This is a genomic window from Oxalobacter vibrioformis, from assembly GCF_027118995.1.
Taxonomy (GTDB): domain Bacteria; phylum Pseudomonadota; class Gammaproteobacteria; order Burkholderiales; family Burkholderiaceae_D; genus Oxalobacter; species Oxalobacter vibrioformis.
In genome coordinates this window covers 968,962-990,960 of the sequence record NZ_CP098242.1, presented here as the reverse complement: position 1 = coordinate 990,960, position 21,999 = coordinate 968,962, and the positions used below count along the sequence as shown (strand labels likewise).

22 protein-coding genes are annotated in these 21,999 nt (G+C 50.4%); 8 read left to right on the top strand and 14 right to left on the bottom strand.

Annotation, left to right across the window (positions count from 1 at the left end; all coding sequences use genetic code 11):
* Positions 1 to 133: 133 nt before the first annotated feature.
* Positions 134 to 3,301, bottom strand: coding sequence for a calcium-translocating P-type ATPase, PMCA-type (locus tag NB640_RS04945; RefSeq protein ID WP_269310072.1), 3,168 nt, complete (start codon positions 3,299 to 3,301; stop codon positions 134 to 136).
* 388 nt (positions 3,302 to 3,689) lie between these two features.
* Between NB640_RS04945 and NB640_RS04940 the strand changes: the two genes are divergently transcribed.
* Positions 3,690 to 5,117 (top strand): amidase family protein, encoded by a 1,428-nt coding sequence (locus tag NB640_RS04940; RefSeq protein WP_269310071.1) that lies wholly within the window; start codon positions 3,690 to 3,692, stop codon positions 5,115 to 5,117.
* Here the strand turns inward: NB640_RS04940 and NB640_RS04935 are convergent.
* Together NB640_RS04935 and NB640_RS12945 are read right to left on the bottom strand one after the other, a co-directional pair.
* A complete protein-coding gene (locus NB640_RS04935) occupies positions 5,088 to 6,545 on the bottom strand; it encodes a methyl-accepting chemotaxis protein (RefSeq protein ID WP_332880232.1) in 1,458 nt (485 codons plus the stop codon). The genes NB640_RS04940 and NB640_RS04935 overlap by 30 nt on opposite strands.
* Positions 6,546 to 6,563: 18 nt before the next feature.
* Positions 6,564 to 6,725, bottom strand: a complete 162-nt coding sequence (locus NB640_RS12945; protein ID WP_332880231.1) for a hypothetical protein — start codon at positions 6,723 to 6,725, stop codon at positions 6,564 to 6,566.
* A 283-nt stretch (positions 6,726 to 7,008) separates the two neighbouring features.
* Between NB640_RS12945 and NB640_RS04930 the strand changes: the two genes are divergently transcribed.
* Positions 7,009 to 7,806 carry a spermine/spermidine synthase domain-containing protein gene (locus tag NB640_RS04930; RefSeq protein ID WP_269310069.1) on the top strand — a complete coding sequence of 266 codons (798 nt, stop codon included), beginning with the start codon at positions 7,009 to 7,011 and terminating at the stop codon, positions 7,804 to 7,806.
* Positions 7,807 to 7,833: 27 nt separating this feature from the next.
* A complete protein-coding gene (can, locus tag NB640_RS04925) occupies positions 7,834 to 8,556 on the top strand; it encodes a carbonate dehydratase (protein ID WP_269310068.1) in 723 nt (240 codons plus the stop codon).
* Positions 8,557 to 8,565: 9 nt separating this feature from the next.
* On the opposite strand, the gene NB640_RS04920 is transcribed toward can, so the two are convergent.
* From NB640_RS04920 to NB640_RS04885, 8 genes are all read right to left on the bottom strand, one after another.
* On the bottom strand, positions 8,566 to 8,778 hold the full coding sequence (locus NB640_RS04920; RefSeq protein WP_269310066.1) for a TOBE domain-containing protein: 213 nt from the start codon (positions 8,776 to 8,778) through the stop codon (positions 8,566 to 8,568).
* 15 nt (positions 8,779 to 8,793) lie between these two features.
* A complete protein-coding gene (gene panB / locus NB640_RS04915) occupies positions 8,794 to 9,606 on the bottom strand; it encodes a 3-methyl-2-oxobutanoate hydroxymethyltransferase (protein WP_269310065.1) in 813 nt (270 codons plus the stop codon).
* A 74-nt stretch (positions 9,607 to 9,680) separates the two neighbouring features.
* Positions 9,681 to 10,028 carry a DMT family protein gene (locus NB640_RS04910; RefSeq protein WP_269310064.1) on the bottom strand — a complete coding sequence of 116 codons (348 nt, stop codon included), beginning with the start codon at positions 10,026 to 10,028 and terminating at the stop codon, positions 9,681 to 9,683.
* A gap of 26 nt (positions 10,029 to 10,054) precedes the next feature.
* The gene (gene folK / locus NB640_RS04905; RefSeq protein WP_269310063.1) at positions 10,055 to 10,540 is read right to left on the bottom strand and encodes a 2-amino-4-hydroxy-6-hydroxymethyldihydropteridine diphosphokinase; all 486 of its coding nucleotides are present in this window, start codon (positions 10,538 to 10,540) and stop codon (positions 10,055 to 10,057) included.
* Positions 10,541 to 10,545: 5 nt separating this feature from the next.
* Entirely contained in the window at positions 10,546 to 11,922 is a 1,377-nt protein-coding gene (gene pcnB, locus NB640_RS04900; RefSeq protein WP_269310061.1) for a polynucleotide adenylyltransferase PcnB, read from the bottom strand.
* The gene (locus NB640_RS04895; RefSeq protein ID WP_269310059.1) at positions 11,915 to 12,592 is read right to left on the bottom strand and encodes a histidinol-phosphatase; all 678 of its coding nucleotides are present in this window, start codon (positions 12,590 to 12,592) and stop codon (positions 11,915 to 11,917) included. The genes pcnB and NB640_RS04895 overlap by 8 nt, the downstream gene beginning before the upstream one ends.
* Entirely contained in the window at positions 12,585 to 13,259 is a 675-nt protein-coding gene (gene hda / locus NB640_RS04890; protein ID WP_269310057.1) for a DnaA regulatory inactivator Hda, read from the bottom strand. Before hda ends, NB640_RS04895 begins: the two co-directional genes overlap by 8 nt.
* A 6-nt stretch (positions 13,260 to 13,265) precedes the next feature.
* Positions 13,266 to 14,348: an AI-2E family transporter gene (locus NB640_RS04885; RefSeq protein WP_269310056.1), complete on the bottom strand. Its 1,083-nt coding sequence runs from the start codon at positions 14,346 to 14,348 to the stop codon at positions 13,266 to 13,268.
* Between the two features lie 92 nt (positions 14,349 to 14,440).
* On the opposite strand from NB640_RS04885, the gene purM reads away from it, so the two are divergent.
* Complete coding sequence (gene purM / locus NB640_RS04880) at positions 14,441 to 15,484, top strand: phosphoribosylformylglycinamidine cyclo-ligase (RefSeq protein ID WP_269310054.1); 1,044 nt, start codon at positions 14,441 to 14,443, stop codon at positions 15,482 to 15,484.
* Between the two features lie 3 nt (positions 15,485 to 15,487).
* On the opposite strand, the gene NB640_RS04875 is transcribed toward purM, so the two are convergent.
* The 3 genes from NB640_RS04875 to NB640_RS04865 all read right to left on the bottom strand — a co-directional run bounded on the left by NB640_RS04875 (position 15,488) and on the right by NB640_RS04865 (position 17,197).
* On the bottom strand, positions 15,488 to 16,402 hold the full coding sequence (locus tag NB640_RS04875) for an endonuclease/exonuclease/phosphatase family protein (protein WP_269310053.1): 915 nt from the start codon (positions 16,400 to 16,402) through the stop codon (positions 15,488 to 15,490).
* Positions 16,386 to 16,733, bottom strand: coding sequence for a DUF2695 domain-containing protein (locus NB640_RS04870; protein WP_269310052.1), 348 nt, complete (start codon positions 16,731 to 16,733; stop codon positions 16,386 to 16,388). The genes NB640_RS04875 and NB640_RS04870 overlap by 17 nt, the downstream gene beginning before the upstream one ends.
* Before the next feature lie 179 nt (positions 16,734 to 16,912).
* Entirely contained in the window at positions 16,913 to 17,197 is a 285-nt protein-coding gene (locus NB640_RS04865) for a hypothetical protein (protein ID WP_269310051.1), read from the bottom strand.
* Positions 17,198 to 18,491: 1,294 nt separating this feature from the next.
* Between NB640_RS04865 and oxlT the strand changes: the two genes are divergently transcribed.
* The 4 genes from oxlT (at position 18,492) to NB640_RS04845 (ending at position 21,801) form a co-directional block, all read left to right on the top strand.
* The gene (gene oxlT / locus NB640_RS04860) at positions 18,492 to 19,772 is read left to right on the top strand and encodes an oxalate/formate MFS antiporter (protein WP_269310050.1); all 1,281 of its coding nucleotides are present in this window, start codon (positions 18,492 to 18,494) and stop codon (positions 19,770 to 19,772) included.
* Between the two features lie 239 nt (positions 19,773 to 20,011).
* Entirely contained in the window at positions 20,012 to 20,512 is a 501-nt protein-coding gene (locus NB640_RS04855; protein WP_269310048.1) for a universal stress protein, read from the top strand.
* Between the two features lie 256 nt (positions 20,513 to 20,768).
* The gene (locus NB640_RS04850) at positions 20,769 to 21,296 is read left to right on the top strand and encodes a hypothetical protein (RefSeq protein ID WP_269310047.1); all 528 of its coding nucleotides are present in this window, start codon (positions 20,769 to 20,771) and stop codon (positions 21,294 to 21,296) included.
* Between the two features lie 259 nt (positions 21,297 to 21,555).
* Positions 21,556 to 21,801, top strand: coding sequence for a hypothetical protein (locus tag NB640_RS04845; protein ID WP_269310046.1), 246 nt, complete (start codon positions 21,556 to 21,558; stop codon positions 21,799 to 21,801).
* The last annotated feature ends 198 nt before the right edge of the window (positions 21,802 to 21,999 follow it).

The following is a 21,999-nucleotide window of genomic DNA, read 5'->3' as shown; positions in this document are numbered from 1 at the left end:
ATGAATTTATTTCTATAGAATTGGAAATGGGGGTAATTTTTGGGGTAATCTTGATCCTCAAATTTTTAAAACAGCTAAATGGTGGGGTTTATATCGATATATTCGACACCTGCCGGCCCATAGGCATCCTGCCTCACGCTTTTGCTGTCGGCCTCATGCGTTGATGCCAGCGGAAGACTTCACCTATCCACAGTACCGGGGATGTTCCCGCAATAATCCATAACCACTCCCTGATCGACAGCGGGGTGGTCCGGAAGATTTCACCACCGTACTGGGTAATCAGGATTTGTCCGACACAAATGGTAAGGGCTATCAGCAGGAACATTTTGCTGTCAGAAAGTTGTGCCAGTGCAGATCGGGTTTGTCCGAGCATGCGGGCGTTAAACAGGTTCCAGAGCTGGAGAAAAACAAAAACACTGAAGAAAATCGACAGGTTGTGCCTTCCCTCTGCGGTATTTGCATCCATCGGGAATCCGTTGCCAAATCCCAGGATGAGGATCAGGAACAGGACGAGGAAAATACCCCCTACGGTAAAGATGAATTTAGCCATACCCGGTGTGACAATAAAGGCGTCGGGATTCCGGGGGGGCTTTTTCATGACGCGCCAGTCAGGCGGTTCTGACGCCAGTGCGAGGGCGGCAAAGGTGTCCATGATCAGGTTAACCCACAGCATCTGGGTGACAGTCAGTGGCAGTTGTACGCCAAGAAAGGGACCAAGCAGGGCAACGCCCAATGCCGTGACATTGATTGTCAACTGGAAAAGGATGAATTTCTGGATATTGGCATAAAGCGAACGTCCCCACATGACGGCTCTTACAATGCTGGTGAAAGAATCGTCGAGCAGGATGATGTCTGCCGCTTCCTTGGCCACGGCGGTTCCTGTCACCCCCATTGCCAGTCCGACATCGGCATGGTTCAGGGCCGGCGCGTCATTGGAACCATCCCCGGTTACAGCCACGACTTCCCCTTTTTTCTGAAGCAGGGTGACCAGCCGCTGCTTGGCCAGGGGTTTTGCCCGGGATATGATTTTTATGGATGCCGCAGTTCGTTCCGCTGTTGCCTCATCCATTGCCATGAATTCGTCACCGGTGACAACAAGACCGGGTGACATATCCCCTCGTCTCAGCATGCCTGCCTGGGCAGCGATTTCACAGGCGGTAGCCTCATTGTCACCGGTCACCATCTTGACACTCACCCCGGCATCCCGGCAGGCCATGATGGCGTCAGGAACATCTGCGCGTACCGGGTCGGCAATTGAGAAGAAACCCATCCATATCAACGCGCCTTTTTCCACGAGTTCCTGGATGTCCTCTGAGCAGATTTCCTGATTTGCATCGGCATTTTCCAGTGTACGGTATGCAAACCCCAGTGTTCGCATGCCACGGGCCTGCTCGTTTTTGAGTGCTGCCAGCAGATTTTCCCGGTCAGTGCCGTTGAGCGGCACTGTTTTTCCATCGGAAAACCGCCTCGATACACAGTGATCCAGAATGATTTCCGGCGCGCCCTTGGTATAAAGTGTCGTTTTGCCATCAAGTGCACTGATACCGATGGTGGCCATGTATTTCCGTTCGGTGGAAAAGGTGAGCTGGCCGTGCATCTCAAAGGCGTTGCGAATGGGCTGGTAATCAACGCCGTAACCTTCAAGCCATAGTAAAAGCGCAGCTTCTGTGGGATTGCCCAGGGGAATGCGAAGCCTGCTGTTGCGGTCTTCTCCCAGGTTGGCGGTGGCGTTGACGGCTGCTGCTTCGGCAAGACGGGGCCATTCGGTTTCCTGGGGAATGATATCGGATGGCGGCAGGCCAAAAAAATCCAGTGACGATACCCGCATTTCATTCATGGTCAGTGTGCCGGTTTTATCCGAGCAGATCACGGTAGCGGCACCAATGGTTTCGCAGGCATGCATGCGGCGTACCAGATTGTTTTCCGCTGTCATTTTTCGCATGGAGTAAGCCAGCGAAAGCGTGACGCTCATGGGTAAACCCTCGGGAATCGCCACGACAATGATGGTGACAGCCACCATAAAGTAGCCAAGCAGTGTCATGCTTGTGGAAAGCGGTAGCCATGCAGAAGGCGAAGCGGGTACCCAGCCCGCAGCCATGCCGGTACCAATACCTGCGCCAAATACCAGAGCGCCGGCAATCAGGGTTTGCACCCAGGACCATATATCATCACGTTCAAGCCAGGCATTTCCCGGCCTTTTCCGCCCTGTCAGCTCCACGGCGTCATAACAGACCGGCAGCCAGATACGAAGCATGGCAATGAGTACAGCCAGGATAGCCACTGCCAGAAAGTAAATCTGCCCATAGGTGAGGGGGGACCACAAATAATATTCTTTTGTGTTATCCATTTCCCGGGATTGCAGGGAGAACGCATTATTGGCAACGCCATATTTGTTGTGGTAGATCTCGTGGGCTCGGGTCAGGGCTTTTCCAGACGGTTGTCCTGTATCAGAAGTGAGGGTTACCTGCTCAACCGTGATATGTTCGCCCAGCTCACCCAGCCATGCGGCTTTGACGGTCAATGCCGAAAAAATAAGCAGGGCGATGCCGAAGCCGCAAACGCCGATGACCTGGCTCAGACGGGCAAGCTGGCGATTAAGCGGGGTCTCTGTTGCCGTTTCCTCCGCTGCTGCCCGCGCAGTCTGTCCTATTTCCGAGTGGTCTCCCACCGCTGTGATTCGCGCAAGCGCATGTCCGTCGGAGACAAAGGTTCCCCTGAAGATCCGGTAGCGTGGATAGGCAAGGTCGTTTTTTTCTTCCTGAATCGCTTCCTGTGGGCACTTGGTTACCGGGGCTGATTCGCCGGTCAGCGATGCTTCATTGATCTGAAAGGAAACGGAAGATAATACCTCAGCGTCAGCAGGGATTTCCTCACCTTGCTCAAGGACAAGGATGTCGTCAACCACCAGGTCACGCTTGGGGACAGAAGTATAGTGTCCGTCCCGGATTACCCTGATGGGTTCGTCATCCGAAACCTGATTTAAAACGTCAAACTCACGCCCGGCTTTATATTCGTTGATAAACCCCAGGGTGCTGGCCAAAAGGACGGCAATGATGATACCGATGCCCTCGGCATAATGCCCTTCCATCATGCCGGCAAAAAGCGCAATAACAGCCGCTACCAGCAGGATGCGTATGATGGGATCTTCAAATTTTTCCAGATACTGCTTCCACCACGGTGTTTTCGGTGGCGGTGTCAGGATATTGGTGCCATGAAGCCGGCGGCTCTCGGCGACCCCGGCGCTTGTCAGGCCATGAATGGCGGGCTGGCAGGAAGCGTTGACTGAAGTTGTCTGCGTCATGCACTATCCCTGTTTTTCTGCTTCTCTGGCGTTTTTCATGGCGGAAAACATGCTTTGCATTGATTCAGGGGCGCGAGGCATTAATATCCTGCCGATAACCCGATAAAGACAGGGAATGCTGATCATTATCCCAGAAAATTATTGAGGCTGGTGACTACAATAAACAAATGTTTATGCCAGAGCAAAAGACGGGGCGGACAGCAGCGTCATTGCAAGAACGAAATCCTGAAAGCCGATCAGGTGTGCTAGACTGATGACCACAGGCCAGAGTCGGCAATGTCAATGCAAACACTGGTTCTTTCTTTTCTATACCTGCACCTTCCCGGCAATGATACGGATGGCAGCGTCACAGCACCATTATCCACAGATTTTTTAAAGGGACTTTGCCATGTCATCCCGAAGCATACCTGATAAAAAACGTATTCCTAAAACCTGCTTGTCAGACGCTGTTTACGGGTTTCCTGATGCCTGTGCACTGGGCATGGCTTTTCATTCCGGAGAGGCAGACCCTGTTGATATTGCCAGGCGTTGCCTGGCTGAGGCCGAAAAAGCCGGAACGGTGTATCTGTGCGTCACTGCCGCTCGGGCGCTTGCTGAAGCTGAGGACTCACGCAGACGCTATCAGGATAAAACACCATACAGTCTTTTTGACGGGGTTCCGGTTAACTGGAAAGATACCTTTGATGTGGCAGGCACGGTAACCACATCGGGATCAGCTGTTTTTGAAAATGATCCGCCAGTCAAAACGGATGGCCCGTTATCTGACGCAGCCACACAGGCGGGCATGGTTTGCCTCGGCAAAGTCAACACCTGTGAATTTGCTTATTCGAGTGTGGGTGTCAACCGGCATTTTGGCAGCCCCATCAATCCCTGGAGTACCGCTGATGCGCCCAGGACTTGCGGGGGATCTTCTTCCGGGTCAGCCGCATCGGTTGCGGCAGGCCTGATTCCGGTATCCATTGGCTCGGATGCCGGTGGTTCTATCCGGGTTCCGGCTTCTTTTACGGGAATATGCGGATTCAAGCCGACTTCCGGACGTTATGCACCTGGCGGAATGAAAGCGCTGGCCCGAACACTGGATTCTCCTGGCCCCATGACAAGGAGTGTGCGTGATCTGATCGTGATGGATGCGATTCTTCGAGGTGAAATGCCAGGCACGGTGCCAGTGGCACCGGCCTTGCCGGGGCTGCGCTTTGTGGTTGATGCCTCCCTGCTTGAAGATGCACTGATTACCGATGGCGTGCGCCGGGTGTTTGAAGAGGCGGTGAGACGGCTGATAGAAAGCGGAGCGGATGTCGACTATCGTACGGTGCAGTCATTTCATGATGCGCGCAAAAGCATGGCTAATGGCTGGATCATTGGTGCGGAGGTTTTTACGGAGTTAAAGCCACTGCTCGATAACCCTGAAACGGCTGCAAGCATGGATCAACGTATCCGCAGGCGGGCAGAACAGTCGCGCAACATGCCGCCCAATGTTGTGGTTCAGTCCTATTGGGACAGGAGGAGGTTAACCGAGGCGATGCGGGATGATTTGCAGGGGGCGGTACTGATCCTTCCCAGCGTCGCCTATTCTGCGCCGTTATTGCATCCACTCAAGGTAGATGATGAGGCATTTGCGGCATCCGTACAGAACAATCCCCGGCTGACCGCTGCCGGCAATTTCATGAATATGCCGGCAGTCGCGCTGCCTGTGGGACTGGATGAAAACGGCATGCCTATCGGCGCCAGCCTTTATCACGCAGCAGGTGAAGACCAGGCGCTTCTGGCAGCAGCACTCGCTGCCGAGTCATCCCTGTCCGGGCACACCAGCAGGTAATGCCCGAACGGTGGTTATGTTGCAGTGCGCCAGTTGCAGCGGAGCCGATGATGGTAGTGTTGCCTGCCCCTGTTCCAGCTGGAAAATGCTGACGACCTCGACCAGATGCTGAACCTGGTTTTCCATTCGTGCTGATGTGGACGCGGCCTGCTGGACCAGGGCTGCATTTTGCTGGGTATTGACATCCATTTGCGTGACCGCTTCGTTAACCTGGCCTATTCCCTGGTTTTGCTCCTGGCTGGCAATGGTGATTTCTCCTATGATGTCATTGACCCGTTTGACACTGGAGACCACTTCTTCAATCGTCACGCCGGCATCATGAACCAGTTTGCTGCCGCTTGATACCTTTTCAACAGAATCATTGATCAGTCCCTGGATTTCCCGGGCGGCTGTTGCGCTTCGCTGGGCAAGGCTGCGGACTTCCGTTGCGACCACAGCAAAGCCTCTGCCCTGTTCACCGGCCCTGGCGGCTTCAACGGCAGCGTTTAGCGCCAGGATGTTGGTCTGGAAGGCGATACTGTCAATGACGCTGATAATATCGACAATCCTGTTGGAAGATTCGTTGATGGCATCCATGGTGTCAACAACCTGTGCAACAACCTCTCCGCCTTTTGTTGCGACATCGGTTGCTGTCATGGCGAGCTGACTGGCTTGCCGGGCATTATCCGCATTCTGGCGCACGGTCGCTGTGAGTTGTTCTATGGATGCTGCCGTTTCTTCCAGTGCCGCGGCCTGTTGCTCTGTGCGGGATGAGAGGTCGCGGATGCCCGATGCAATTTCGCCCGATGCATCGGCAATGGTATGAGTGCCTGCACGCACTTCCGACACGATAATGGACAGGCTGTCACGCATGCTTTTGATCGAATACATCAGGCTGGTGGTGTCATTCGGGTTTAACGCAATATCGAGCGCCAGATTGCCGCCGGCGATTTCGTTGGCAATTGCTGCTGCATAATCCGGCTCACCGCCCAGTTGTCTCAGGAGATTTCTTATCATCAGTGTCATATAGATGACGCCAATCAATCCGGCGGCGATCAGGATGGCGATAAGGATAACCCGGCTTTGCTGATAGACCTTTTCAATTTGCTTTGCGGATTCATTGACGGTTTGTCGCTGATTGTCCAGAAGCAGATGGATATTACTCTGGTATCCGGTCGCCGCAGGGATGAATTTGTCGTTAAGGAGCTGATTGGCTTCATCTGCTCTCCCCTCGTTTTTTGCCTTGACGATTGCATCACGATAAGCCGCGTAGTTTTTCCGGTTTTCAGCGATTTTCTGGTAAATGGCGGCTTCTTTTTCTGTTGTCAGCAAAGGCGCGATGGCCTTTTGCATTTCAGAGGTACCTTTGGCGGTAAAGGCGATATCATTCTTGAAAAATTCAGCAAGCGAGGGGTCTGTGCTCTTTGCAATGGCAGAGGTACGCCGCACGGCAATCTGGATGTAGCGTTACCAGTCACTGATCATGCGTTCTTTTGCGATAGGCTGTTCCATCATAATGCGGGTTTCTTCTGCTACGATGTGAAGCCGCCAGATCGCGGCAATGGCGGTAAGAAAAGAGAGAATAAAAATAATGGCAAAGCCTATGCCCATTTTTGTGCCGATTTTCATGACGTCCTCCAGGTTGTCCGGCTGAAAATAATGCGAGTTTTTAGGGGCTGATAGTTATCCGGTTAACGAAAAAAAGCCCTCTGTTCAAGAAGGCGGGCAACAACATGTCCATCCGAAAATACGGTATCCTCGTCCGATATATGTAATATCCGGCAAGTTTCAGGGGGTGATAACATACGGTGCGACATGCAAGTAACAGATAATCCTGGTTATTATCTCCCAAGAAAGATAAGTTGTCCGGGGATTTTATCCATAAGTGTTTTGTGTGATCTGTGAGCCAGATATGCTGATTAAAAGAAAATCTGTTGAGAAAGAGGAATCATCGCGCAAGCCGGCTGGCGGGCGCAAACCGCGTTATTCTCCGCTGATCATTTCAGAAAGCGGCGGGGTGCGTTATCTGCATTTCGGTACAGAATGGATTCAGGGGGCGATGCGCATCCGCGATCCCTACAAGATAGAGCTGGCTTATGGACGGCAGATGATGGCCTGGATGCTCTTTGTCCACAATCCGGCGCATATTGTCCAGTTGGGATTGGGGACCGGCGCACTGACCAAATTCAGTTACCGGCATTTTGCTCAGGCAAAAGTGACGGCTGTTGAATTGAATCCGGAAGTGATTTCTGCCTGCCATTCGATGTTTGCGCTGCCAGCACCCGATAAACGCCTGTCCGTTCTTGAAATGGATGCGATGGATTTTGTCCTGGATAAATCAAACAGGGGCACTGCGGATATCATTCATGTGGATTTGTACGATGCGACGGAAAAAGGCCCGGTTCTGGATACTCCGGCGTTTTATGAGGCCTGCAGCCAGTGCCTGACGGATGCCGGTATGATGACGGTGAATCTTTTCGGTGAACATAAAAGTTATAAAAAAAACCGGAATGCCATTCAAAAATCTTTTCCATATGTCCTGTCCATGCCAAAATGCGAAGAAGGAAATGTGGTGGTTCTGGCATTCAAGAAAATACCGGAACCTGATTTCAAAAAAATGACCGAGACAGCACGGCAAATCAAAAGTGATACGGGGATTGCCGCGTTGAAATGGGTAACAGAATTAAAACAGGCCATAAAAAACCAATAGGCCCGTTTTTTGTTTATGGATAGGAATATGGCTGGAAAGACGTTTGAATATGATCCCAATGATGTTGAGCTCAGAACGCTTTTTGAGAGTAACCGGGAATGGGCGGCCCAAATGGTCAGCGATGATCCCGGTTATTTTTCGCGTCTGGTTACCCAGCAGTTACCGAATTATTTCTGGATTGGCTGTTCTGACAGCCGGGTTCCCTCCACCCAGATTACCAACCTGCTGCCTGGGGATATTTTTACGCACCGCAATGTGGCCAACGTGGTTTCCTACACGGATTTGAGTTGTCTTGCGGTAATGCAGTTTGCGGTGGATGTCTTGCGTGTCAGGCATGTGATTGTCACAGGCCATTATGACTGTTCGGGTGTGCATGTCGCCCTGAAGCATCAGCGGGTGGGCCTGGCGGACAACTGGCTGCGCCATGTGCAGGATGTCAGCCAGAAACACGAGCGTTATCTGGGCGAGGCATTATCCGAGCAGACCCGTTATGACCGCCTGTGTGAACTGAACGTGATTGAATCAGTGGCCAATGTCTGCCATACCACGATTATTCAGGATGCCTGGAACCGGGGGCAGAAGCTTACGATCCATGGCTGGGTATATGGGGTCCATGACGGCCTGCTTCGTGATCTGGGCATGACGATCAATTCCATGAGTGAACTGGCCCCCAAAATGCAGGCATCCCTCAAACGATATGAAGAGGAAGCCGGAGAAACGCTCTCCGGCAGAAACTGGCTCGGGCAGTAATCGACAGCGTCAGTCGTCCACTCCCACCATCACGGAATCGGTTTTGATCACAGCATAGGCTTCCTTGCCGACCGCCAGTTCCAGGCGGTGCACGGAAGCCGTGCTGATCTGGGCGCAGACCCAGACGCCAGGTGCGATTTCAATATTGACTTCCGAATTGATCTCGCCTTCCTTGATTTCGCGAATGATGCCTTTTAACTGGTTTCGTGCACTGAGTTTCATACTTGCCTCCTGTGATCAGAAATTATGTTCGGCGGCAGGAAAGGATTTATCTTTTACCGCTGCTACATAGGCGCGAACAGCGCCTTCTATGCTGGCTTGCCCTTCCATGAAATTGCGGACAAAACGGGCTTTTTTTCCGGGGTATACGTCCAGCATATCATGCATGACCAGAACCTGTCCGGAGCAATCCACCCCTGCGCCTATGCCGATGGTGGGGATGGTAATGGCATCTGTCACATCCTTGCCGAGTGCTGCCGGAATTGCTTCCAGAACGACGATGCTTGCCCCGGCCTTTTGCAGCGCCATGGCATCGGCAATCAGTCGTTGCGCATCTTCGACCGTTTTACCCTGTACGCGGTAGCCGCCAAGCTGATGGACGGACTGGGGTGTCAAACCAATGTGGGCGCAAACCGGAATAGCGCGCTCCACGAGAAAACGCACGGTATCAGCCAGCCAGGCGCCGCCTTCGATTTTGACCATATGTGCGCCGGCCCGTATCAGTTCTGCCGCATTTTCAAATGCCGCCTCCGGTGTGGGATAGGTACCGAAAGGCAGGTCACACACCACCATGGCGGTTTGATTTCCCCTTGCCACGCAGGCGGTATGATAAGCCATCTCCTCAATGGAGACGGGCAGCGTTGAATTATGCCCCTGGCAGACCATACCCAATGAATCGCCGACCAGGAGCATTTCCACCCCGCAGCTATCCATCAATGCCGCAAAACTGGCGTCATAACAGGTGAGCATGGTTATTTTTTCCCCGTTACTATGCAGACTCAACAGGGTGGATACGGTAACGGCTTTACGGTCTTGCAAATAAGTGGCCATGGCAATCCTCAATGGTTAAAACAGTTGTCCTGCCAGAAGTGATCCCGGACAGGGCTTCATCATACCGCGTCGGCTCAGGATCGGAAAATAAAATAAACGGCGCCGATCAGGCATAGAGCAGCCCAGACATAGTCCAGCTTGAATGGCTCTTTCATGTAAAACATGGCAAAAGGAACAAATACGGCAAGCGTAATGGTCTCCTGAAGAATTTTCAGCTGTGCCAGGCTGTACTGTGAAAAGCCGATCCGGTTGGCCGGGACCTGCAGCAGGTATTCAAAAAGGGCAATTCCCCAGCTGATCATGGCTGCGATGTACCAGGGAGAGGCTGACAGGTTTCTCAAGTGACCATACCATGCGAATGTCATGAATATGTTCGAGAGAATCAATAAACCGGTTGCCTGAAGAATAACGGGGATCTGCATGATGAACACCTCGCAGTAGGTAAGAATCAGATTGTCAAAAGGGTAATGGGTTGATTGCGGACATGTTCCAGGTACTGGTGCGCGGCGCCTTTTCCGGGAATTGTAATGGTGGGGGCAATCTGCAGCAGCGGGACCAGTACAAAGGCGCGTTCCGTCATTCTGGGATGCGGGAGCGTCAGTGTGGCCGTGTCCATTTCTTTATCATCGTACAGCAGGATATCCAGGTCCAGTGTTCGTGGGGCGTTACGGTACATTCTTTTCCGGCCTGAAGCATTTTCTATAGCATGCAGCTCACTCATCAGTTTTTCAGGAGAGAGTGTCGTAACAAGGCAGACAACTGCATTAACATAATCATCACCGTCAGCGTCAACCGGAGCGGTCTGGTAAAGCCCGGATTGGGCGGCAAGTCTGGTTTGGGGCAGTTGCATCATCCGGCTGATGGCGGCAAGGACATGCTTGGCCGGGTTGCCGAGGTTGGAGCCGATGCCAATATAAGCCGTATGTTTTGTCATATTTCCTATGCGGCTGGTTCGATGCTGCCAGGTGTATTGGATGATGCGGGTTTTTGCCGTCGTCTGGTGCCGCCGCGTTTTCTCTTGCGCTTTGCCGGCTCGGATGCGCTATTGAATTTGATTTTCAGCAGTTCTTCCCGCGTCGGACCATCCGCATTGATAAAGCGGGTCCACCATTCGCCAATTTCAGGATCGATTTCTCCCGCTTCACATCGCAGCAGCAGAAAATCATAGGCCGCCCTGAACCGATCATGCTCGATCAGTTTATAGGCGGTCCGGCCTGTCCGGCGTTCCAGACGAGGCTGAAGCGCCCAGATATCCCGCATGTCAGAAATAATGCGGCGCTGCAGCGCCAGCTTTTCCGTCTGTGTTTCAAAAATGTCATTAGCGGCTGAATGGAGGGCAGGGATAGGGTATTCCCCGCGTGAACGGTACTGTTCCCATTTTTCCGATACCTGTGTCCAAAGCAGTGCGGCAAAAATGAATCCGGGAGAGACCGGTTTTTCTTCACGAATGCGCTGATCGGTTCTTCCCAGCGCAAGTTCGACAAAACGGGCACCTTTGGGTTGTTCCAGCACGACATCCAGAAGCGGAAGCAATCCGTGATGCAGTCCCTGATGCCGTAATTCCTGCAGGCAGGCCATGGCATGGCCGCTCATCAAAAGCTTGAGCATTTCATCAAACAGCCGGGCCGAAGGGACATTGTTGATTAGTGGGGCAAGCAGGGGGATGGGTTTTCTGGTATCCGGATCAATGGTGAAATCGAGTTTGGCGGCAAAGCGGACGATGCGAAGCATCCGGACAGGATCTTCACGAAAGCGTTCGGCTGGATCGCCAATGATTCGCAGTACCCGTTTTTTCAGATCGCCTGTTCCCCCGTGAAAATCATGCAGGGTCTGGTGTGTCGGGTTGTAATACATGGCATTGACCGTGAAATCCCGGCGCAGTGCGTCTTCCTGCTGTGTGCCGAATGTGTTGTCTCTCAGCAGTCGGCCTGCTTCGTCCTTGATGGCTGAGGCAGAAGTTGTACCGCGAAAGGTTGTCACTTCAATCAGATCATGGCCGAACATCACGTGGACAATCTGGAAGCGACGGCCAATGAGGAATGCGCGCCGGAAAAGCCGCCTGACCTGTTCGGGTGTCGCGTTGGTTGCGACGTCGAAATCCTTGGGCTGGATACCAAGCAAAAGGTCGCGCACAGCACCGCCGACAATATAGGCCTCATAACCGGCCTTTTCCAGAATATGGATAACGCGCGCAGCATTGGATGAAAGCAGGCGTGGATCAATACCATGCTCCTTGCGCTGCAGGACAGCGGGATGAGAAAGGGGAGGAGCCTTTTTTTCTCTTCCCAGAATCTTCCGGATTATTTTCTTAATCATCGAAGAGGCGTAATAGCGTCCAGTTATTGGCTTTCGCGTGTGATTCAAGCCGGGTATCAGGATTGGTCGCAACAGGATGGGTTACCTTCAACAGTAATGGCAGATCATTGTACGAGTCACTGTAGAAATAGCTTTTTTCGTAACTGCCAAGACTTTTTCCTTGTAATGCCAGCCAGTTTTCCGTGTGGGTGATTTTACCTTTTCCTGATGTGGGTATGCCAACCAGTTTTCCGGTAAATGAGCCATCCGGTTTTTCTTCTGGCAGGGCGGCAATCAGGTTTTTTACGCCGAAAGCCCGGGCGATGGGCTCGGTAATAAAGCGGTTGGTTGCGGTCACAATGACTATCAGGTCGCCCTGTTCCCGATGTTTTTCGAGAAGCTGAAAAGCGGGGGGCAGCATGACAGGCCGTATGACTTCTGCCATAAACTGCTCATGCCATCCATCCAACTGCTGGCGTGAAAAGCCGGACAGAGTACCCAGTACAAATTCAAGGAAATCTTTCGGATCAAGTGTACCGGCTTTATATTGTTCATAAAATTCGGCATTGCGTTTTTCATATTCAACCGGATCAACAGCACCGATTCGCGTCAGGAAGCTGCCCCATTCATAATCGGAATCAATCGGCAAAAGGGTATGGTCCAGGTCAAACAGGGCGAGATGGTTACGCATTTTTATTCTCGGTTTGTTGCATCATTTCCCGCAAAAGCGGCAGGGTTATGGCGCGTTTGGTCTGCAGGGAGTACCGGTCCAGTGCATCCAGAATCACAACGAGTGAATGCATATCGCGCGGGTAATGTGTAATCAGGTAGGGTAGCACATCCTGGGAGAGAGAAAATCCCCTCTCCTGTGCGACTTTTTTCAGGGCATCCATTTTTTCTTCATCTGTCAGGCCATGGATACGATAAGCCAGCCCCCAGCTCATCCTGCTCTTCAAGTCATCACGTACCGGCAGGTGGGAAGGTGAGGTTGCTCCTGTTGTGACCAGGAAAGCCTGATTTGCCCTGACGTCATTGAAAAGATTAAAGGCCGCTATCTGTTTTTCTGCAGAAAGGCTGTCGCAGTCATCCAGCAGATACAGCGTGATGTGAGGGTCATACAGGAAGCTCTCATTATCTGACTGGGCACTGATATAGCGCGCAGGCAGATACTGCGCGAGTGCTTTTAGCAGGTGGGTTTTCCCAACGGCGCTCTCGCCCCACAGGTAAATAAAATGTTCGGGGGATTGGCGCAGGGCCAGATGCCTGAGCAGCTCAAGCAGCTCTTCATTTTTTCCCGTCACGAATTTTTCAAGGGACGGTGTTTTTTGCGTGCTGATATCCAGCAGCAGCTGTTGCATGATTCGTTAGGCGTTATAAAAATTACTGTTAATGTAATGACGACGCAGGTGCTTGAAGGCGACCGAGAGGATGGCTGACGATGGCAGTGCGATCAGGACACCGACAAAACCGAACAGCTGGCCAAAAGCAAGCAGGGCGAAAATCACAATCAAAGGGTGCAGTTGAATCCGCCGACCCACGAGTGTCGGGGTCATCAGGAAGGCATCAAACGAGTGGCCGAATCCGTAAATGACCGCAAGCGTTATCCAGGCTTCAACACCGGTAAACTGCAGCATGGTGGCGATGATCGCCAAAGACAGCCCGATGGTGATACCGATGTAAGGGACAAAGGCCAGCATGCCGCTGATAATCCCGACCGGGATGGCCACGTTATATCCGACAAGCCCGAGTGCCGTTGAATAATAAATGGCAAGGATCAGCATGACAGAAAGCTGTCCCCGCAGATACTGGGCGAGCATGATGTTGACTTCGTTGGCCAGGCTGATGGTTTTGTGAACCCAGCGGCGTGGAATGGAGTCCCTCAGCTTTCTGACAACGAGGTGCCAGTCTTTCAGCAGATAAAACAGGACAACCGGGATCAGAATCAGATTCCAGGCCCAGGTCAAAACGGTTGTGCCCCCCAATTTGGCTGAAGCGAGCAGTGATTTCCAGACACCGCCTTCTCCAGGCGGCATCAGCTGTTCTGTCAACAGGCGTTTGAAGCTGACGGTATCGACCGGCAGGTCGATACCCAGATCCCGGAAGAACGGACGGATGGATTCGCTCAGCTTGACGGCCAGGCCGGGTATTTGTTCATAAAGCAGTGGCCATTCATTAAGCAGCATCGGAACGATAATCAGGCCAAGGGTGGTGACTACCGCTGCCAGAATCGCCATGACGATAATGACAGACAGGGTTCGGGATAGTCTGAAACGGCCCATTCTGATGGAGCGCAGCCAGTCAACTCCGGGGTTTAATGCATAGGCTAAAATGGCACCGGCAATAAAAGGGGTAAGAATCGGCCCCAAAAGGAGCAGCAGGATGACCAGCATGGCGCCGACACTTAGCCACAAAGCCGTTTGTTTTTGTTGCTGTGTAAAAATGACCATGCAGCCCTACCCGGGGTAACAGTTTGTTAAAATGCGATTCGCAACCAATTTTTATAATTCCGTTATTTTACGCTGTATAACCGTTTTTCATCATGAATTCACCATCCAATTCTTCACTTTCCTACCGCGACGCCGGTGTTGATATCGATGCCGGCGAAGCGCTCGTTGATGCCATCAAGCCTTTTGCCAAACGCACCATGCGAGAGGGCGTTCTTGCTGGCATAGGCGGTTTCGGGGCGCTTTTTGAAATCAGTAAAAAATATCGCGAGCCGGTTCTGGTTGCCGGTACGGATGGCGTGGGCACCAAGCTCAGGCTGGCGTTTAATCTCAACCGACATGATACGGTTGGCACCGATCTTGTGGCAATGAGTGTCAATGATATTCTTGTTCAGGGCGCAGAACCGCTCTTTTTCCTGGATTATTTTGCATGCGGCAAGCTGGACGTAAAAACGGCAACGGATGTGATCAAGGGCGTTGCTGCCGGCTGTGAGCAGGCCGGCTGTGCATTGATCGGCGGTGAAACCGCTGAAATGCCGGGGATGTATCCGGATGGGGAATATGACCTTGCCGGATTTGCTGTTGGGGCTGTCGAAAAATCAAAAATCATTAATGGCAGCACGATTATGCCGGGCGATGTTGTCCTGGGGCTGGCCTCATCAGGCGCTCATTCAAACGGTTATTCGCTGATCCGTAAAATCATTGACGTGGCAAACCCTGATCTGGCCGCGGATTTTCACGGGAAGCCTCTTGCGGATGTCCTGATGATGCCGACCCGTATTTATGTCAAGCCGCTTCTGGCACTGATGAACAGCATGGAAGTCAAAGGGATGGCGCATATTACCGGAGGCGGTTTACTGGATAATGTGCCACGTATTTTGCAGAAAAACCTGACGGCGGTCCTTCACAAGGATGCGTGGGCAATTCCACCACTTTTTACCTGGCTTCAGCAGCATGGCAATGTTACGGACAGTGAAATGTATCGCGTGTTTAATTGTGGTATTGGCATGGCAGTGATTGTTTCCAGGGATAATGCCGATGCCGCCCTGGCGCAATTGCAGGCGGCGGGAGAAACAGTCTATCGCCTAGGCGAGATACGGGAAAGACAGGGTGATGAAGCCCAGACGCTGGTTCTGTAGCGGTTATCGCGCCAATTCCAGCAGTAAAGCCTGGTGATCCGACGCCAGGCTTTTTTCTTCGACACTTACCTTTCGAACATGGCCCGCAAGATTTTCGCTGACAAAAATGTAATCTGAAACGAAAGGGCCATCCGGCCATCGTTTCCGGTCAAAAACGCCCATTGTCGGAGCGTGTTTCGTATTCGGGTTTGCGATATCCCAGGTATCCGTAAAAGCAGGTACAGCCGCATCAAAAGGGGAAAGAAGACGTATTCTTTCCGCAGCGGCTTCAGAAAAGTTGAAGTCACCGGCAAGGATCGTGCCGGCTATTTCCGGATAGGGGGAAAAAGGGCTGGCGGAGTGTATTTTATTTTTCAGGCCAGCATGTCCCCATGTCTCCTGATGAATTTCCCGTAGATAGTCAACCTGCGCCATCCGCTGGAAGGCAGAATAAAATTCCAGATGGGTTGTTATCGTGCTGAGTATGCCAAATGGTGTATCAAGCAGGACTTCCAGCGCCATGCGGGGCATGCTCTTTACGTCCGGTTCGGCAGGCCAGGGCAAGCGATGGCGGTAGACCTGCAAAACCGGAAAACGGGAAAAGATCATATTGCCAAACCGGCACCATCTGCCGTCAGCCATCTGCTCAACTGCATGACCGCTGATTGGTGTATATTCGGGGAGCTTTTCTGCCAGCAGGTCAAACTGGTTGCTTCCATCAGCCTGTTTGAGTTCCGGATCGGTATAGCCTGAGGCGATTTCCTGCAGGCACAGGATATCAAAGTCTGAAAATTGTTTTACGTGGGTAAGGACCCGATCCAGGTCGACAATATTATCCAGGCCTCGTCCCCAGCGGATATTCCAGGTTATCAGTTTGAGTGTATCGGGTGTCATGGGGTGGCGGAAAAGGGCAGACTTGGGGTTAAAAATTCGATACATTAAAAATCACTTCACAATCACAATAGCCACCCGCCTGGCGCAATCCCGCCAGAACGGTTTTATGAGCATCTGGCGCGACATGTTCTTTGAGCCACTTTTCGGTCAGACGAAGTGAATGGTCACAATCATCCGTTTCCAGTGTGTTTCCCAGGTAATCCTTCAGCGCAATGATCTGTTCGGGCCGAAGTGACAGACTTTCCAGCAAGGCAAGTAATTCGCGCAGTGTTGCGAGATTGATCCGGTCTTTTCTGTCTTTTGACAGGGCACAGCTTTTTTCCATGAATGACAGCGCTTTTTCATAGTGGAGAAGGTAGCACTGAATATAGCTCATATATTTTAGTACGACGGGATCATCAGAATGTGTGTTGAGATAGGTCTGAAGCCGGTTTTCCATCATAACAGCAAGGGAAGAGCGTTTTTTTCCGGTGCAGCAAGGTCAAACACACCTCGTCGGCATGCTTTTTGCGCCCGTTGCATTTCAGCCCGGATTTCTGAAAGAGATAACCTGAGTCAGGCAAGCAGTTTTATGTCCTGCCATTTTTCTTCAGGTGATTTCCTGAAAAATTCCCGGCCATCCGGCAGACGACACCAGCTCAACTGGTGCTCATAAAGAAAAACACTGCGGTTATGTTCCCTGCCAAAATGGGTTCCCACCATATGGCATCGAAACTGGCCATCTGACTTGACTTCAAGTACATCAAATACTTCCGCAACGCTCCTGTTTCTGGATTTGTCCGAAATATAACCAGCTATCCGGCAGCCAGCCTGGATATGAATAGTGAATTCCTTGCTCATATTGCCCCTCCCATGAGTAAGTTAACAGCATGGCTGCGTTGCCGGAACAAACGGGTATGACAGCTGGATACTGCCACTATTGTAATAAATGACGGGGGGTGAGAAAAGGTTCAGGAAGCAATTTCGGGGGGAGAGGATGTGCCGGGGTCCCGGTGTGGTCAGGGAAAGCCTGAAGTCACACGAGGGACACCAGTCACACTACTAAGGAAACCAGTATCCGCAATCGCTGGCGAGGAGAGTAGGAGAGAATGCCAGCGTTTTACTGGAAAACCATTATGCTCAGAAACTATGGCTGTAATGACTGAGTGTCCGGCGTTCCGGTTACTGCAAAAAAACCAGTATCAACAACATGAAAAAACAAGACGTTTTGTATGGCTGGAGAGAAACGACTCATTAACATATTGCATAGTTGGAAGATTAATCGTTTTTTTTTAATGCGTAAAATTCTTTTTATTTATTGTTTAATTAAATTTTCTAATTAAATAAAGAGTAATGGATGTGAGTGGTTCCTTAAATAGGCAGGGTTATTGCTTGATTAATTTTTTTAATCAACTATTAGCGCACATTATAGATTTTGTTTGAATGTTTTTATGCGATTCTCAACGTGAGTTACAGTAGTAAAACGGAACAGCCTGCTTTCACAATAATAACTTTTAATCAATACGCTGCCATATTGGATTTAAAAACCGGATTCGGCTGGTTTTATATGTTGTTTTTAACATATATCGGCGCGCGTATTATCGGGCTCAACATGGCATTTCTCTCTCATCCCCTCATGAAAAATAACAGTTTCCCGTGTGAAGCTGCCGCCTTTCCCCTCGCCAAATCGCTTTGCAGCCCTTGTTTTTAAAGGGACAGGCCCAAATGTTCCCCAGCCGATAAGCCAGGGTTGTCGTTGCTGTTTTTTTGATTAAAAATTTTAATGATGCAATAAATAAAAAGAATTTTACTCTTGAAAAGGGGAGGGCTAAGCTGTGGATAGGCAGTATGTTTGCATGTGTGATTGATATAAACAATGGGATATTCAGGCATATTGTTTCAGGTTTTTCGCTTGTGACAAAAGCAACTTTTATCAGCATGAATGGTGATGTCTGTTGCGCTTAAAACACCTGGCTTTTTGTGATTTTATGTTTTTTGATTTTTTCATTGAATTGTAAAAGGCTGAATGTTTTTTGTAATAAGCGGCTGAACATTGATCTTTTGTTTTATGAAAAGCGTTATCTGAGTTGATATAAATGTTTTATTCAGATTTACCCCTTTCACTTTTTTTCAACTTACTTAAGAGAGTAATGCGATGAGTACTTCAGTGCCAACTCAGCCAGCAAAACCGGCAATTCCAGAAGGAAACCGCTGGTTTTACCTCATACTGGCTGTTTTATTAATGTGTATGATCTCTGGCGTCCAGTATGCGTGGACGTTATTTGCGCGACCGCTGACCGAAAACCTCGCGGTATCGCTGGCGGCTGTTCAGACCGCTTTCACCCTTTCACAGGTTATTCAGGCAGCTTCACAACCTGGCGGCGGGTTTTTTGTCGATAAATTCGGCCCGAAATGGACGTTGATGGTAGGTGGCCTGATGGTTCTTATCGGCTGGTCCAGCATGGGCCAGGCTGAGAGTATTCCGGTACTTTATGGCCTGTACATTCTTGCTGGTGCAGGTGTGGGTATTATTTACGGTATTGCCATCAATACAGCCAACCGCTGGTTCCCGGATAAACGGGGCCTGGCTTCAGGTTTCACCGCTGCTGGTTACGGCCTCGGTGTATTGCCATTCCTGCCGCTGATCAGCTCAATGCTGAAAACAGATGGTGTCGGCCCGGCTTTCATGTATACCGGTATTGTGATGGGCATCGTCATTATCCTGATTGCCTTCATTATCAAATTCCCGGGGCAGCAAAAAGGTGGTGTCAAGAAAGCGATTGTCGCAACGGAAAGAGACTTCAATTCAGGTGAAATGCTCCGTACTCCGCAATTCTGGGTACTGTGGACAGCCTTCTTCTCCGTTAACTTCGGTTTCCTTTTCCTGGTTGCCAACAGCGCGCCTTTTGGCCGAACCCTCGGCATTGCTGCAGGTACGATGGCTATTGCGATTACGATCCAGAACCTCTTTAATGGCGGCTGCCGTCCTTTCTGGGGCTTCCTTTCCGATAAAATCGGCCGCTATAAAGCAATGTCTATCATGTTCGGTGTCAATGCGATTGCGATGTTCTCCTTCGCGCATGTGTCGTCGATGGGCACGGCCTTCTTTATCGTGATGCTGGGTATTGCCTTCTTTACCTCAGGCGGCAGCTATGCGCTCTTCCCATCCACAAACAGTGATGTATTCGGTACCGCTTACTCGGCAAGGAACTACGGTTTCTTCTGGGCAGCAAAAGCAACCGCGTCCATCTTTGGTGGTGGCCTGGGCGCTGCAGTTGCAACGCAGTTTGGCTGGTCAACTGCCTTCGCGATTTCCGGTGCGACGGCAACACTTTCTTTCATCCTCGCGACTTTCGTGATGCCAAGAATGGGCCCACCGAAAAAACGTGGCATGAAAACGCTTGAAACCAAGCCCGCTGTGGCTCCGGCAAACTGATATATCCCTTACATATCAGGAAAGCAGCGCTGACTCTCCCTTAAAAACGAGAGTCAGCGTTTTCAAAAAGGCCATCTTGGCAACAGGCCTGCAAAATATAAGATGTCGTGCTGCTGATATCGTGGTTGTCCATAAAATCTTCCGAATTTTTGAGACAACGTGATGTCGTGCTGTTGCTGATGATGAAATGCAAATAATCAAATCGATCGTTTGACGATTCTGAACTGGAGGCGAACACCATGTTTACCAAAATTATGATTCCCACGGATGGTTCTGTTCTTGGCGATATTGCCGCAGCGGAAGGCATCAGGACCGCAGCAAAGTTGGGTGCTGAAGTTTTCTTTATCCACGTCGCACGTGAGTATGAAAAGTCCGGCCTGGGCAAGTCCATTTCAAAAGCAGATTATGAGGCCGCTGTGAAGGTCGCCGGTGAAAAAATCCTCCACCCGCTCGAGTTGTTTGCCTCGGAAATGGGGGTAAAGCACAAGAGCATTCTGGGGATTGCCAACCATATTGCCCTGGCTATTGTTCGAGAAGCCAGGGAATATGGATGCGACATGATTTTTATCGGGTCAAATGGCTGTGCGGGCTGGGATCATGTCTTGATGGGCAGTGTATCCAACAAGGTTCTTGCCAGTGCGGAGATCCCTGTTCTGGTCTATCGCTTAAGGGAGGATGAGCTTCCCGATGACTCACCGAATTATCACGAGTCAGCCGTATTTGTATTCCCGCCTGCCTGAGTTTTCAAAGCGAATTCCGGCTGATGGGCACTTTACAGCAGAAGGGGCCGTGCAGCATTAGCGCCCTCATTTCCGGTAAGAGTGAGGGCGTTCTCATATCAGTTTTTTTATTGTGGTTCCTGCACGGTGATGCCGTACCAGTTGGTCTTTTAAAGTGAGGTTTACAGTGGATACAGAACTGATCAGAACGACAGCAGTTTTTCTGGGTGGCGTATGTGGATTCGTTTTCCTCGGATTATGGATCCGGAAAAACGGCTTGTTTTATCGAAAATTGCGTGTAAGGATCGACAAGGCTTCTGTCAGAGCAGTTGATGCCATAACGTTTGATTTTCAGATTGACCTGGACATTGAAACCAAAGGGGAAGATATCTGCTTCAAGGAAGTGGTCATTGCGCATCGTGTCTGGCCGATATATTCAGACAGGGACATCACTACCTGTCCCATCAGCCGATTCATCCATCATCCGGGCTATTGCATTCTGGATGAGAAAGCAGAGACATTTCCAGAAAAGACAAACACGTTGTCAGCACATGCGTTTGATACCGCTGGCATGAAACTCTCGGCCGGAAAATACCGATGTGTTTCCATGATTGAGCGAATTATGCTTGTGCGTCCGGATGATGGCAATGACTGTGTATGGCCCACAGATGGATGGACGCTTACGGTTCGGACCGCTGTCAGAAAGATTGAGATTCCTTTTTGCTTTATGGTGCATGGATCAAACCGTATCCCGGTGTTTTGCAGGGACTATGTTGCGCCCCCAGTGCCGTTTGTCTGCGGATAGTTCATGGCGTGAAGTACGCGGTATGTGTTCTGGCCGGGTGGATATACTGATTGAAAATAAAAATTTCGGGCTTGATATAAACTGTTTTTTAAAAATTTTTATGAGGTTGGCATTAGAAACTTTAATGAATCAATAAATAAAAAGAATTTTATTATTTTTATTTAAAGGCATATTATTTCAAATAGAAGTGTTATTGGTGGAATGTGGTATTGATTATCCTGAAAAGACTGTCGTACCATTTAATTATTTGGAGAAATATATGAAAACCTTTGATTCATTTCTTGAACATGCACATCTTGTTATCTCTGTGCTTACGCTGGCCGTTTTCTGTGCCGGGCTGGCGATGCCCCATCAGCAGATTGCACGGCATGATTCCTATGCCTGGCTTGATTATGCGCCTGGAGGCGAACAGTATATGATGATGGGTAACAATGCCATTGCAAAAACCGCCAATGACGTCAGCATGGTTACTGCCAGTGCGGAAATAGCGGCCCCGGGTGTTTGATGAAAATCAGAAAGTCAATTGAGTTTTAATTAAAAATTTTAATTGAATCATAAACAAAAATAGTTAATAAATGATTTGTTTTTATTAATCTGTTTTTAATCAAATGATTTTATTGGTTAATAAATGGAAATATATCAATTTAAAAATAATGGTGAATGTTTTACATGTGAAACATGCTGACGAGACAACTGCATGGTT